This is a genomic window from Candidatus Accumulibacter sp. ACC005, assembly GCF_907163215.1.
Classification (GTDB): Bacteria; Pseudomonadota; Gammaproteobacteria; order Burkholderiales; family Rhodocyclaceae; genus Accumulibacter; species Accumulibacter regalis.
In genome coordinates this window covers 129,549-143,679 of record NZ_CAJQUB010000015.1, presented here as the reverse complement: position 1 = coordinate 143,679, position 14,131 = coordinate 129,549, and the positions used below count along the sequence as shown (strand labels likewise).

The 14,131-nt window shown below is 65.9% G+C and carries 9 protein-coding genes and 1 tRNA gene; 7 read left to right on the top strand and 3 right to left on the bottom strand.

Annotated elements, in window-relative coordinates; genetic code table 11:
* Positions 1-125 precede the first annotated feature (125 nt).
* From QZ613_RS18525 to QZ613_RS18515, 3 genes are read left to right on the top strand one after another with little or no spacing between them, the layout of a single operon-like run.
* Positions 126-2,204: a molybdopterin oxidoreductase family protein gene (locus tag QZ613_RS18525; protein ID WP_291983501.1), complete on the top strand. Its 2,079-nt coding sequence runs from the start codon at positions 126-128 to the stop codon at positions 2,202-2,204.
* Positions 2,205-2,235: 31 nt separating this feature from the next.
* The gene (locus QZ613_RS18520; RefSeq protein ID WP_291983499.1) at positions 2,236-4,614 is read left to right on the top strand and encodes a PAS domain S-box protein; all 2,379 of its coding nucleotides are present in this window, start codon (positions 2,236-2,238) and stop codon (positions 4,612-4,614) included.
* The gene (locus QZ613_RS18515) at positions 4,611-7,904 is read left to right on the top strand and encodes a PAS domain S-box protein (RefSeq protein ID WP_291983497.1); all 3,294 of its coding nucleotides are present in this window, start codon (positions 4,611-4,613) and stop codon (positions 7,902-7,904) included. The genes QZ613_RS18520 and QZ613_RS18515 overlap by 4 nt, the downstream gene beginning before the upstream one ends.
* 14 nt (positions 7,905-7,918) lie before the next feature.
* Here the strand turns inward: QZ613_RS18515 and QZ613_RS18510 are convergent.
* Positions 7,919-7,992 (bottom strand) — tRNA-Thr (locus QZ613_RS18510).
* 259 nt (positions 7,993-8,251) lie between these two features.
* On the opposite strand from QZ613_RS18510, the gene QZ613_RS18505 reads away from it, so the two are divergent.
* Positions 8,252-10,066, top strand: a complete 1,815-nt coding sequence (locus tag QZ613_RS18505) for a GGDEF domain-containing protein (RefSeq protein WP_291983495.1) — start codon at positions 8,252-8,254, stop codon at positions 10,064-10,066.
* A gap of 54 nt (positions 10,067-10,120) precedes the next feature.
* On the opposite strand, the gene QZ613_RS18500 is transcribed toward QZ613_RS18505, so the two are convergent.
* Positions 10,121-10,936: a tRNA threonylcarbamoyladenosine dehydratase gene (locus QZ613_RS18500; protein WP_291865572.1), complete on the bottom strand. Its 816-nt coding sequence runs from the start codon at positions 10,934-10,936 to the stop codon at positions 10,121-10,123.
* Positions 10,933-12,045 (bottom strand): HD domain-containing phosphohydrolase, encoded by a 1,113-nt coding sequence (locus QZ613_RS18495; RefSeq protein WP_291983493.1) that lies wholly within the window; start codon positions 12,043-12,045, stop codon positions 10,933-10,935. Before QZ613_RS18495 ends, QZ613_RS18500 begins: the two co-directional genes overlap by 4 nt.
* Before the next feature lie 229 nt (positions 12,046-12,274).
* On the opposite strand from QZ613_RS18495, the gene QZ613_RS18490 reads away from it, so the two are divergent.
* Genes QZ613_RS18490 through QZ613_RS18480 form a run of 3 tightly spaced genes read left to right on the top strand, consistent with a single transcriptional unit; the run spans position 12,275 to position 14,100 of the window.
* Positions 12,275-12,619 carry an FKBP-type peptidyl-prolyl cis-trans isomerase gene (locus QZ613_RS18490; RefSeq protein WP_291865568.1) on the top strand — a complete coding sequence of 115 codons (345 nt, stop codon included), beginning with the start codon at positions 12,275-12,277 and terminating at the stop codon, positions 12,617-12,619.
* 3 nt (positions 12,620-12,622) lie between these two features.
* Entirely contained in the window at positions 12,623-13,561 is a 939-nt protein-coding gene (locus QZ613_RS18485; protein ID WP_291865565.1) for a pseudouridine synthase, read from the top strand.
* A 59-nt stretch (positions 13,562-13,620) separates the two neighbouring features.
* On the top strand, positions 13,621-14,100 hold the full coding sequence (locus QZ613_RS18480) for a hypothetical protein (RefSeq protein ID WP_043562594.1): 480 nt from the start codon (positions 13,621-13,623) through the stop codon (positions 14,098-14,100).
* Positions 14,101-14,131 lie beyond the last annotated feature (31 nt).

Sequence of the window (14,131 nt, the reverse complement as noted above, 5' to 3'; positions counted from 1 at the left end):
TTTCCTTGCTGTTACCGACCTGCACAGACATCATAGGGCAGAAAATGTTCGCCTCGGCAGGCTGCCGGAAAGGACCGGAAGCTGCTATCTTCGCAGCATCGCAACCAGAGCACGGGTGACGCGCCATGAGCACGCCCTTCTCCACCGCCGCCGGCACGCACCGCGTACGCGGTGCCTGCCCGCACGATTGCCCGGACACCTGCGCGCTCGAAGTGAGCGTCTGCGACGGCCGCGTCGTCAAGGTCGCCGGCGCCGCCGATCACGCGCCGACCGCCGGCGTGCTGTGCACCAAGGTGGCCTTCTACCCCGAGCGCATCTATCACCCGGACCGCCTGCTCTACCCCTTGCGCCGGGTCGGCGGCAAGGGCCCCGGGGCGAGCTTCGAACGCATCTCCTGGCCGCAGGCGCTGGCGACGATCGCCGATCGCTATCGCCAGATCATCGCCAGCGACGGCGCCGAGGCGATCGTTCCCTACAGCTACGCCGGCAATTCCGGCCTGCTCGGCTACGGCTCGATGGATCGCCGCTTCTTCCACCGTCTCGGTGCTGCGCAACTCGACCGCACGATCTGCGCCAGCGCCGGCGCGATGGGCTACCGCGCGAGCATCGGTGCGAGCGTCGGTTTCGACGTCGAGAACGTCGTCGATGCGCGCCTGATCATCATCTGGGGCAGCAACAGCGTCGTCTCGAACCTGCACTTCTGGCGGCTGGCGCAGGAAGCGAAACGACGTGGCGCACGTCTGATCGCCATCGATCCCTGCCGCACGGCGACCGCCGACAAGTGCGACCAGCACATCGCGCTGCTGCCCGGAACCGACAGCGCGCTGGCCCTTGGGCTGATGCACGTGCTGATCCGCGACGAGCTTCTCGACCGCGACTACATCGCCCGGCACACGCTCGGCTTCGACGCCCTCAAGGAACGCGCTCGGCAATACCCGCCGGCACGGGTAGCGGCGATCTGTGGCATCGAAGAAGCCGAGGTCGAGCAGCTCGCGCACGAATACGGCCGCACGACTCCGGCAGCGATCCGCACCAACTACGGCATCAACCGCACCGCCGGCGGCGGCATGGCGCTGCGCACGCTGGCCTGCCTGCCGGCGCTCACCGGCGCCTGGCGACACCCTGCCGGCGGCATCCTGCTCTCCAGCTCGGGCAACTACCCGGTGGACAGCGCTGCCCTCGAACGCCCGGATCTGATGCCCCACCCGGCGCCGCGAACGATCAACATGAGTACCATCGGCCAGGATCTGTTGCGCGCGCGGCCACCGATCAAGGCGCTGTTCGTCTACAACAGCAATCCGGTGGCCATCGCGCCGCACTCGGTCGAGGTCGCGCGCGGCTTTGCCCGCGACGACCTATTCACTGTAGTCCATGATCTTTTCCAGACCGACACCGCCGACTACGCCGACATCCTCCTGCCGGCGACCAGCCACATGGAGCAGCTCGACATCCACAAGTCCTACGGGCACCTGCACGTCCAGGTAAATCAGCCGGCGATCCCGCCGCTTGGCGATGCTCTGTCGAACACCGAGCTGTTCCGCCGCCTGGCGCGCGCGATGGGTTTCAGCGAGGCGTGCTTTGCCGACTCCGACGAAGACCTCTGCCGCCAGGCCTTCGACTGGAACGACCCGCGCCTGGCCGGGCTGTCGTGGGACAAGCTCAAGGCCGACGGGCACGCCCGGCTGAACCTGCCGCGCGGCGCAGCGCCCTTTGCCGACGGCGGCTTCCCGACTCCCTCGGGAAAATGCGAGTTCTACAGCGCGAGCCTGGCCAGCGCAGGCGTCGACCCGCTGCCCGATTTCACCGCCCCGCGCGAGTGGCGGCAGAGCCCGCTGGCCAGCGAGTTTCCGCTCGCCTTGATCACCCCGCCGGCGCGCAACTTTCTCAACACCAGTTTCGCCAACTCGGCGCGCTTCCTGGCGCAGGAAAGGTCGCCGGCCATCCATCTGCATCCGGCCGACGCGGCCACACGCGCCATCACCGACGATAGCCTGGTGCGTATCTTCAACCGCCGCGGCGAGTTCCACGCCCGCGCCGTCGTCAGTGACCGTGTCCGGCCCGGCGTGGCGATGGCCACTTCGATCTGGTGGCGCAAGCTTTCGCCCGACGGTCGCAACTGCAACGAAGTGACCAGCCAGGCGCTCACCGACATCGGTGGCGGCGCCACTTTTTACGATTGCCTGGTCGAGGTTGCCGCGCTTTGATCGGTTTGCGTCGCCGCCTGGTTTCCGGGCCATGACCGTCGACGCAAGACACGCTTCTGGCGGTACCACGCGCGCCTGGCTGTTTGCCCTGCTGGGCGCACTGCTGGTGCTGGCCGCTGGGCAGGTCGTCGCGTATTACGCGCAAGAGAGTGAACTGGAGCAGGAAAGGAGCGACGTTCTCCATCGCCTGTCGACGGTGCGCGCCCGACTCGAAGGCCTGGTCAATGTCAACCTCTCGCTGGTGCATGGCCTGACGGCGGTTATCGAGTCCCGGCCGGACATCGATCAGGCCGGCTTCGCGGCCATCGCCGATGGCCTGGTGGACAAACGCTACGCCTTGCGCAACATTGGTGCCGCGCCGGATCTGGTGCTTTCCCTGATGTATCCGCTCAAGGGCAACGAGGCGGCGCTGGGCCTGGATTACCGCCAGCATCCGGTGCAACGCGAGGCGGCGTTGCGCGCGCGCGACAGCGGACGCACGGTGATCGCCGGGCCGCTGTCCCTTGAGCAAGGGGGAGTGGCCATCATCGCGCGCAAGCCGGTCTTCCTGCCAGCCGCCGAAGCCGGCGGAGAAAAGCGTTTCTGGGGCCTGGTGTCGGCGGCGATCGACGTCGAAACGCTCTATGAGCAGGCGGGTTTGCGCGACTCCGACCTCGGTCTGCGAGTGGCGCTTCGGGGGCGCGACGGCAGCGGCGCGCGCGGTGCGGGATTCTTCGGCGACGCGGCGCTCTTCGGCGACGATCCGGTGACCGTCGAAGTGACCCTGCCCGGCGGCGGATCGTGGCAAATGGCCGCCATTCCGGCCGATGGCTGGGGACGTGTCGACGCGGGTATCGTGCTGCTGCGCCTGGTGAGTTTTCTGCTGGCCCTGGCGGCGGCGGTCATGACCTATCGCCTGGTCCGTGGCGGCGAGCTTCTCGCCAGCCACAGCGCCCGACTCGACGCGCTGCTCGAGACCCTCCCGGATCTGGTCTGGCTGAAGGACGCCAACGGCGTTTATCTGAGCTGCAATCCGCGCTTCGAGTTGTTCTTCGGCGCGACCGAGGTCGAGATAAGGGGCAAGACCGACCATGATTTCGTGCCTGCCGAGCTGGCCGATTTCTTCCGCGAGAAGGACCGCGCCGCGATTGCCGCAGGCGGTCCCCGCGTCAACGAGGAATGGGTGTCCTTTGCCAGCGATGGTCATCGCGAGCTGCTGGAAACGATCAAGACCCCGGTCTTCGACGGGCGCGGCCGTCTTCTCGGGGTGCTGGGCATCGCTCGTGACATCACCCAGCGCAAGCAGGCCGAGGCCAGTTTGCGCGAGCAGGAGGCGTTCTTCCGACTGATCGCCGAGAACATGGGCGACATGGTGACGGTGCTTGATGTGCAGGGGCGCCGTCTCTACGACAGTCCCGCGTACCGCGCCCTTTTCGGCAAACCGGACGAAGTGCAGGAAGCCGATCCTTTCGCCAGCGTTCATCCCGACGATCGCGAACGTGTGCGCCGGGCCTTCGCGACGACCATCGCCACCGGCATCGGGACGCGCGGAACTTTCCGCGTCGTGCTGCCCGGTGGCGGCTGGCGCGACATCGAATCGCAGGGCGGCGTGATTCGCGATGTCGATGGCCGGGTCGAGCGGGTGGTGGTGGTCTCGCGCGATGTCAGCGAGCGCAGGCGCATGGAGGATCGGATCCAGCAGCTCAACGCCGATCTCGAGGCGCGGGTAAGTCAGCGCACGGCCGAATTGGACGCTGCCAACAAGGAGTTGCAGACCTTCACCTACTCGGTCTCGCACGATCTGAAGGCGCCGCTGCGCGGCATCGATGGCTACTGCCGTCTGCTGCTGGAGGATCACCGCGAGCAGTTGGACGAAGAGGGCCGCCTGTTTCTCGACAACGTGCGTAATGGTGTCGCCCACATGGCGCGCCTGATCGAGGACCTGCTCGCCTATTCGCGCCTGGAAAGGCGCGGCCTGCACGGGCAGACCCTTGACCTTTCACGGCAGGCGGGCATGGTTCTGGACAGCCGCCGTGTGGAGATGCAGGCGCTGGGGATGGTCGTCGACGTGCGTCTGCACGGCCTGAGCGCCTGTGCCGATCCAGCGGCTCTGAATATCGTGCTGCGTAACCTGGTCGACAACGCGCTCAAGTTCTCACGTCAAAGACAGCCACCGACCCTGGCCATCAGCGGCACCCAGACCGAGAAATCGGTGACCGTGGCGATCAAGGACAACGGCATCGGCTTTGACATGCGCTTTCACGAGCGCATCTTCGAAATCTTCCAACGCCTGCAGCGTGCCGAGGATTATCCCGGAACCGGCGTCGGCCTGGCCATTGTGCACAAGGCCGTACAGCGCATGGGGGGACGGGTCTGGGCCGAGAGCCAGCTTGGTCACGGCGCCACCTTCTATCTGGAGTTGCCACGATGATCGCCAGGGCGAAAGCAATAGCCGGTGCGCGTTCACGGCGCCTTTGCCGACGCGTCAGCACGATCATGCCTGCGTCGGGCGATCGCCTCGATCGGCGTCTGCGGCACGCGGCGGCGACCCTGCTGCGTACGGTCTGCGGGCGCTGCCAGGCCGCGTTGCTGGTGATCGCGCTGCTGCTGCCCGCTTTCTCCGCCTCCGTGCAGGCCGAGCAAAAAACGCTGCGCGTCGGCGTGGGCAGCAATCCCCCCATCGCCTTCGACGATTCGTCCGGAGAAATGCAGGGAATCGCCGTCGACGTCGTGAACTACGTTGCGCAGCAGGAGGGCTGGCGCGTGGAGTTCGTCCACGACGAGTGGCAGGCGATCTTCGCCATGCTCGAGCGCGGCGAGATCGACCTCCTGACCGGTATCGCCTACACCCCTGAACGCGCCGAACGATTCCAGTTTACCGGGCAGACCCTGCTCGGCAACTGGGGCGTCGTCTACGCCAGGCCAGGGAGCAGGATCCAGTCGCTGCTCGCCCTGCGCGACAAGCGCGTCGCGCTGGTCGAAGGTGCGACTCACAGCGATGCGCTGCGCGAGCTGCTCGACGAGTTCGGTGTGCCTATCCTTGCGCTTCCTGCCGCCAACTACGAGCAGGTAATGGCCCTGGTCGCCGCCGGTGACGCCGACGCCGGGGTCGTCAGCCGCGTTTTCGGGACGCTGCATTCGGCCCGTTATAAGGTCGAGTCCACGGGCATCGTCTTCAACCCGATCTCGGTCCGCTATGCCGCGCCGGCAGGCGCCGATCCGGCGATCATCGCGGCGCTCGACCGCCACCTCGCAGCGCTGCTCGACGAACGCGATAGCGTCTATTACCAGTCGCTCGACCGCTGGCTGGGCGGGTCCGGAACGGACCAGTGGCCGCAGTGGGTGGCGTGGGCCTTGATCGCTGCGGCAGCTGCGCTGGTGGTGGCCGCATTCTTCGTCGTTCTGCTGCGTCGGCAGGTGAAGCGACGAACACTGGCCCTGCGCGAGAGCGAGGATTCCCTGCGTGCGACCTTTGATCAGGCGGCTGTCGGAATTGCCCAGGTCGCCCCGAACGGCTCCTGGCTGGACGTCAATCAGCGCCTCTGCGACATCGTCGGCTACAGCCGTGACGAGATGCTGCAATTGAGCTTTCAGGCGATCACCCATCCCGACGACCTCGCCGCAGATCTCGAACTGGTCAATCAGGTCCTGGCCGGGAGCCGGGATACTTACAATCTTGAAAAGCGTTACCTGCACAAGTCCGGCGCGTCGGTGTGGATAAACCTGACGGTGAGTCTGGTGCGCCGCGGTGACGGCACGCCGAAGTACTTCGTATCGGTCGTCGAGGACATCAGCCGCCGCAAGCTCGCCGAAGCGGCGTTGCGCGCGAGTGAAGCCCGACTACGCCTGTTCATCGAGCATGCGCCAGCCGCGCTGGCGATGTTCGACCCCCGCATGCACTATCTGGCTGTCAGCCAGCGCTGGTTGAGCGACTATGGGCTGGAAGACTGCGACGTCCTTGGCCGCTCGCACTACGAGATATTCCCCGAGATCGTCGACGCCTGGAAGGAGGTCCATCGCCGGGCGCTGGCGGGCGAAGTGGTGCGCGCCGACGAGGAGCGTTTCGAGCGCTTCGATGGCCGCGTTCAGTGGCTGCGCTGGGAGGTGCGGCCGTGGCACACCGCCGAGGAAACGATTGGCGGCATCGTCATCTTTTCCGAGGATATCAGCGAACGCAAACTGGCCGAGGCGCAAGCCCGACAGGGCGAACGGGTACTCGACTCCGTCTTCCAGGCCCTGCCCGATCTCTTTTTCCTGATCGCTGCGGACGGCACCATCCGCGATTACCGTGCCCGGCAAAGTGCCGACCTCTACCTGCCGCCGGAAGCCTTCCTCGGCAAGCGCGTGCAGGACGTCCTGCCCGGCGAAGTGGGCGAACTGCTTGCCTGCCGGATGGCGGAAATCGGCGAACACGGCGGGCTGGCGACGACCGAATACGACTTGCCGCTGTCGGGCTGCGTACGCCGCTTCGAGGCGCGACTCACGCGTTTGCCCAGTGCCGGTCCGTTCATCGCCGTCGTGCGCGACATCAGCACTGAACATCAGGTGCGTCTGGCGCTGGCGGCCAGCGAGGCGCGCTATCGCACGCTGTTCGAGTATGCGCCGGACGGCATCTTCGTCGTCGACCAGGAGGGCTACTGTCGCGATGGCAATGCAGCCATCTGCCGGATGCTCGGGTACCCGCGAGAGGATCTGCTCGGTCGGCATTGCGCAGACATTGTTGTGCCGGGCGAGCGCGCGCACATCGCTCCGGCGCTTGACGCCATCAAGGACAAGTCTGATTACCAGCGGGAATGGCAGTTCCAGCGCAAGGATGGCTCGACTTTCGTCGCCGATGTGATCGCCACGCGGATGCCCGACGGTGCTCCGCTGGCAGTGATTCGCGACATCAGCGAGCGTCGACACATGGAAGACGAGATCCGGCAACTGAACGCCGATCTCGAGGAGCGCGTGCGTCGGCGCACCGCCGAACTGGACGCCGCCAACAAGGAATTGCAGACCTTCACCTATTCCGTCTCGCACGATCTGAAGGCGCCACTGCGCGGCATCGATGGCTACAGCCGCCTGTTGCTCGACGCCTACCACGACCAGTTGGACGCAGAGGGGCGCCTGTTCCTCGACAACGTACGCGACGGGGTCGCACACATGGGCCGCCTGATCGAGGATCTGCTGGCCTATTCGCGTCTCGAACGGCGCAGTCTGCACAGCCAGACGCTCGTCCTGTCGGAGCAGGTGAGCGCCTGCCTGGAGATCCGCCGTGCGGACATCGACGCCTGCGGCATGGTCGTCGAAGTGGCGACGCTATCGGGGCTGAGTGTTCGCGCCGACCCGGACGGGCTGAGCATGGTGCTGCGCAATTTGCTCGACAACGCGCTCAAGTTCAGCCGCAAGAGTCGGCCGCCGACCCTAGTGATCAGCGCCAGCCAGACCGACGAGGCGGTGATTCTGGCGTTCAAGGACAACGGTATCGGCTTCGACATGCGCTTTCACGAGCGCATCTTCGAGATCTTCCAACGCTTGCAGCGCGCCGAGGACTATCCCGGCACCGGCGTCGGCCTGGCCATCGTACACAAGGCCGTGCAACGCATGGGCGGGCGGGTGTGGGCGGAAAGCGCGCCTGGTCGGGGGGCTTGTTTCCATCTCGAGTTGCCGCGCGGGTCCAATGCTGGCTGGCCACCGGCCGGCGACCCGGGAAAAAGGCCATCGCGAAGGGTGGCTTGACGGCTTGTTTCTACTGGTGCCTCCGGTCGGAATCGAACCAACACCTGATGATTACAAATCAACTGCACGACCTTCATGCTACGGAGGCGGCGACGGCTGCCGAGGCCGTGATTATAGCCGAATCGGAATCGTCCGCCAGGCGGTGACGTGCTTGCGTCGTGCCTGGCGGGCGTGTCCGGGGGCTGGCTGGCTGGGCGCCAGGCGAGCCGCCGTTGCGGCCCGGGCGAAGCGCTGCGCTCCTCCCTCAGGTGTCTGATCTAGCGCAACTTCCACCGCTCGGCGTGCTTTCTCCGCAGCGGGCGCGCTGCTAAAATGCCGCGACCCGCAACTCTTGTTGATGGAAGCTCATGCCAACGCCCACGAATCCGTCGGAAATTGCCCGCGAAGCCTTTCGCCTGTTGGCCAGCCGGCGCTTGCCGCCGTCGCCCGAGAATTATCGCGCGCTGTACCACGAGATCGCCGGGACCCCGGCCGGCGCCGCGGCGCCGTTTCCGGAGCGTGAGCTGAAGGCGCTGCTAAGCGCCTTGCCGAAGGAAAAGCCGGCTCAGGAGAGGTTGCTGAAGCGCTTCGAGCAGGCGTTCAAGGGCAAGACCTGGGACGAGCTCAAACGCGGCTTGGGCGAGTTCTTCGCGCAGCTCGGCAAGGAACAGGATCTTCCCTGGAGTGAGCTGTTCGGCGACTTCCTGCGGCAGTGGGAGAGCAAGCAGGCGGGTCTGACCGTGGCCCGCAAGCGCGAGGCGGTGGAGCGGGTACTGGCCGGCGCTGCCGGCAACAGCGAGCTGCTGTTCACGCGCCTGCAGGGGCTGGTCCGCTCGTGGTCGCTGAATGCGCCGATGGCCGAGGAAATCCCCCTCGTCGAGGGCGACAAGGCGGTGACTGCGACGGCCGCCCCGTCGGCCAAGCCGTCGACGGCAGACCTTGCCGCGGCGGCAAAAGCGCAGCAGACCAGCGCGCAGGCTGCCGAGTTGTCGGCCGAGCTGAGCGAGATCTTCGCGTACACGCTGGAAGTGCTCGTTCCGTCACAGCTTCATGACGAGCCGGAGCTGGTCGCCGACGCGAAAGCGTTGGCGCACAAGATTCGCACGGCCACCTCGCGCGCAGCGATGGACGGCTTGCAGGCGAGTATCAAGCGCTTTGCTTTTCGCCTCGAAATCCTCGCCGAAGACCGCGTCGAGCTGCGTGCGGGCCTGCTCAATCTGCTCCAGTTGTTGATCGAGAACGTTGGCGAGCTGGTCGTCGAGGACCGTTGGCTCGCCGGCCAGATCGAGATCGTTCGCGATATCGTCGCCGGCCCGTTGAGCATCCGCTCGATCGGCGATGCCGAAAATCGGCTCAAGGAAGTGATTTTCAAGCAGGGGCAGCTGAAGCACAGCCTCAACGAAGCGCGCGAAAGCCTCAAGCAGATGCTCGCCGGTTTCGTCGATCACCTGGCCGAGTTTGCCGATTCGACTTCGGACTATCACGACAAGATCGAAATCTGCGCCGACCGCATCAGTAACGCCGAAGACATCTCCGAGCTGGAAGACGTGCTCGCGGAAGTGATCCGCGAGACGCAGATCATCCAGCTCAACGCGCAGCGTTCGCGTGACGAGCTGCGCAATGCCAAGCAGAGCGTCGAGGACGCCGAGAAGCGCATCGGAGAACTGCAGGCCGAGCTCGACAAGGCCAGCACCCTGGTGCGTCACGACCAGCTTACCGGCGTCCTCAATCGTCGCGGTCTAGAAGAAGCGTTCGAGAAGGAGACGGCGCGCGCGCAGCGCCGCCAATCGACCCTCTGCGTCGCCTTGCTCGACATCGACAACTTCAAGAAGCTCAACGACAGCCTCGGACACGACGCCGGCGACGCCGCGCTGATCCACCTGACGACGGTCATTCGCGAGACGATGCGTCCGCAGGATACGGTCGCCCGCTTCGGTGGCGAGGAGTTCATCATCCTGCTCCCCGATACGCCGCTCGAGGACGCGCAGACGGCGCTGGTCCGCCTGCAACGCGAGCTGACCCGGCGTATTTTCCTGCACAACAACAACCGGCAGCTGATCACCTTCAGCGCGGGCCTGACCGATCTGCGTGCCGGTGATACGCAGGCTTCGGTCAGCAAACGCGCCGACGAGGCGATGTTCGCCGCCAAGCAGGCCGGCAAGAATCGCGTCTTGCTGGGCTGAGCAGCTGTCGCCGGCCAGGCGGCGGGCAGCGACCGGCGGACGCCGCTCGTGGCGCTACGCTTGCCCGCAGGCTTGCCCGGTCGCCGCGCGCGGCGCGCCGCTGGCCAGGACCCTGAGCACTTCGCCGGCAGCCAGCAGGCCGAAGGTGGCGGTGACGCAGACCGAAGAACCGTAACCGGCGCAGTTCAGTCCGCTGAGCGTCGGTGCTTGCCCGCCCGCCGTGGCGGCTTCGGGATAGCGAAGCGCTTCGCTCGAGAAGACCGCAGCAACGCCGAATTTCTTCTTTGGCTCGCGCGTGAAGCCATGGTCCTTGCGCAGCAGCGAGCGCAGCCTGGCGAGCAGGGGATCCTGGCTGCTCAAGGCCAGGTCGGCGATCTGAATGCGCGTCGCGTCGATCTGGCCGCCGGCGCCACCGGCAGTGATCAGCGGCAGCGCGCAACGTCGCGCGCAGGCGATCATCGCCGCCTTGGTACGCACCTGGTCGATGGCGTCGATCACATAGTCGAAAGGACCGGCGAAAAGCGCATCGACGTTCTCCGGGGTCACGAAATCCTCGACTTCGCTGACCGTGCAGGCTGGATTGATGGCCTGGATGCGCTGCGCCATGGCGCTGACCTTGGCCTTGCCGAACTCGCCGTCGAGTGCGTGTACCTGGCGGTTGACGTTGGACTCGGCGACCATGTCCAGATCGATCAGCGTGATCCTGCCGATGGCCGACCGCGCCAGTGCTTCGGCAGCCCACGAACCGACGCCGCCGACGCCGACGACGGCGACATGAGCGCGCTGGAAGTGCTGCAGTGCGGCCGGACCGTACAGGCGCGCAATGCCCGCGAAGCGGCGCTCCAGATCGGCCGCCCCTTGATCAGTCATCGGGTGTCAGCGGCGCGCCGTATCACCTGGTTGAAAGGCTCGATCCATTCCGGCGCGAACTGCTGGTCGCAGGCGTTGATCTCGGCGATGGCGCGCAGCAGGGAGCGTTTGCGACCACGCTCGGCGTGCTTCAACATCACCGCCTCGAAGGCATCGACGATGGCCAGCACCTTGGCACCGGGGCAGATCCCTGCCCCTTTCAGGCCGCCCGGGTAACCCTTGCCGTCAGGCATTTCATGGTGCTGCGCGACCATCTCGGCGGCGGCTGACCAGCCGCCCATGCGCGACAGCAGGCCGGCGGCGTGTCCCGGGTGCGCGCGCATGATGCGTTGCTCCGCGGCGGTCAGCGCACTGGCCCTGAGCCACACGGATTCGGGAAGAAACATCATGCCGATGTCGTGCATGTAGATGGCGGCTTCAAGTTGCACCGGGTCAATCGGGTCGCCGGCCATCTGATTGGTTTCCAGTGCCAGACGCAGGATGCGCATGGTACGGCCCTCGAAACGCGGTGAGCGCATTTCGAACTGATTGGCGAGCGTCAGAAAGAAAAGCAGGTCGTCGGCGGCTTGCGACCTGGAGCCATCGCCCGGGCCGCGTTTCGTTTCGCCGACCATGACCGGGAGCGGGACAGCGACCGGGCGGCTGCCGGTCACCGCTTCGATCACTTCGGCGACACACGCGTCGAGTCGGGATGGCTTCGCCGCGGCCAGCTTTTCCAGCCCTTCGATCAGGAGTTGAAGCTGCAGGCCGTCGAGTGTCTGCCCGGAGGACAGCCGTTCAACCGCCAGCTCGAGGCGATCGACCGTCAACAGGATGGTTTCGGCAATGGCATCGGTGAACGGGAGCTCGCCGTTGCGCACGCGCACGAGAACCGACTCCATCGGATGCACGATGGCCACGCCCACTTCGACCTTGCACAGTGCGGCGTCGCCCTTGATATTGTGCAGTGTGCGGAACAGATTGCCGACGACCGCGCGTTCAGTGGGATGGTTCCGGAGGTGCGCAACGTCGCGTTCGATCGTTGGTGCGTACTCCCACAGGATGTCGATGAACTCCTGCAGGGCTTCCTGGTCGGTGGTAACTGGCTCACTAAGCGTCGATGCGTCCATGGTTCGAATCCCTGGCTGATCTTTTCCTGCATTTTACCGGATCGCCTGCTCGGCGAAGGTATCCATATTATTAATGGGGCTTCACCGCCGTGCTCGTGCATCCGCCAACGAATATGTCGTAAGGATGCGCTTGAAGGGGGTCGGAGGCACTTGGCATAATGCGCCGAAATGGCCCTTTTCGCGGGATGCTGGGCTACACTGCGCTTTTTTTCGTTTATGAGGATCTCCGATGCCCATTGTCACCACCCCCAGCGGTCTCCAGATTGAGGACATTATCGCCGGTAGTGGACCGGTCGCCTGCTCTGGGCAGCACGTCATCGTGCATTACACCGGCTGGCTTGCCGACGGCACGAAGTTTGACTCGAGCGTGGACCGCAACGAACCCTTCCGCTTTCCGCTGGACGGAAAACACGTGATCGCCGGCTGGGAGGAAGGTGTCCCGGGAATGTGCGTGGGCGGCATCCGCCGGCTGATCATTCCGGCCGATCTCGCCTACGGTGCGCGCGGTGCCGGCAGCCTGATTCCGCCCCACGCCAAGATCACCTTCGAAATCGAGTTGCTGGACATCGCCTGATTCATGGCCGATCGGCCACGCAAGCCGCAGGGCGTAGCCCCGGGAACCGGGGCCGCGCCGGCTTCCCGCGCGCCGCCAGCGGCCGATGTCAAACCGGCAAGGGTGGTACGCCGGATTCCGGCAGGCTCGGTCTCGTCGGCTGCGTCGACACGCTCCGCGGCGGGTCCGTCGCCCGCGCCGGCCAGGCCCGCCGCCGCAAGCAGCGAGGCTCCGCAAGCGGGCGTTCGTATTTCCAAGCTGATGGCCGAGCGCGGCCTGTGTTCGCGGCGCAACGCCGACGACTATATCGCGCGCGGCTGGGTTTTCGTCGATGGGCGGCGGGTGAGCGAACTCGGCACCCGCGCCGACCCGTCGGCGGTGATCGTTCTCGACAAGCAGGCGCAGGCGTGCCAGCAAAGCCGCATGACGATCCTGCTGCACAAGCCGATGGGCTACGTTTCCGGGCAGCCGGAGCCCGGTTTCACGCCCGCGGTGACGCTGATTCAGCCCGAAAACCAGCTGTGCACGCCGGACACGCCCGCGTTTCATCCTTCATGCCTCAAGGGTCTGGCGCCTGCCGGCCGCCTCGATATCGATTCGACCGGCCTGCTCGTGCTGACCCAGGATGGTCGCGTCGCGCGCCACCTGATCGGCCAGGATAGCAGCGTCGACAAGGAGTATCTGGTTCGCGTCGAGGGCCAGCTTGACGGCAAGGGCCTGGCGCTGTTGAATCATGGCCTCAGCCTCGACGAGCGGCCACTGAAGCCGGCCAAGGTCGAGTGGCTGAACGACGATCAGCTGCGCTTCGTGCTCCGCGAGGGACGCAAGCGTCAGATCCGGCGCATGTGCGAGCTGGTCGGCTTGCGCGTCCGTGGCCTCAAGCGCGTGCGCATCGGCGCCGTCAGACTCGCCGACCTGCCGCTCGGCCAATGGCGATTCCTGCGCCCGGACGAGGTATTTTGAGGCTTCGGCAGTTTGCCGCGATAGTCCTTGTCAACTTGGTCAGTAGGGAGCAATAACCCATGTTTGATCTTTTCAAATCGGCGCCGTTTAGCGACCCGCAGCTTGGCGAGCTCGTGCGCTCGCGCGGCCACTGGCGCGGCTCGATCAGCCTTGGCGCCGACGAGAGCGTCCCGCTGGCGGTCTCCGGGACGCGCAACGAGCCCGACGCACAGGCCTTGCAGGCGGCGCGAGAAGTCGCCACGCGCTTTGCCGGCTGGCGGCCAACCATCGAACAGGCGCTGCTCGAGCATTACGGCCCGTATGCGGAATCTCTGGCGCGGGGCGAGCTGAGCGAAGCGAGTGCCGCTTTCCCCAGGCTGGCGGACGCCAGTCAGGTGTGGGGGGCGGTGTCGCTGGTCGCCGTTACGGTCTCGTCGCTGGATGGCAAGGCGAGCACCGAGTTGGCCTACAGCACGCTCTGGGATGAAGAGCACACCGTCGGCGCCTGCTTTGAGGGCGACGAGTTCATCGAACTTTGTGGCAGCGTCGTGCCGGTGTGAACGCGGCGATCTCGACCGGCCGCCGGTGAAC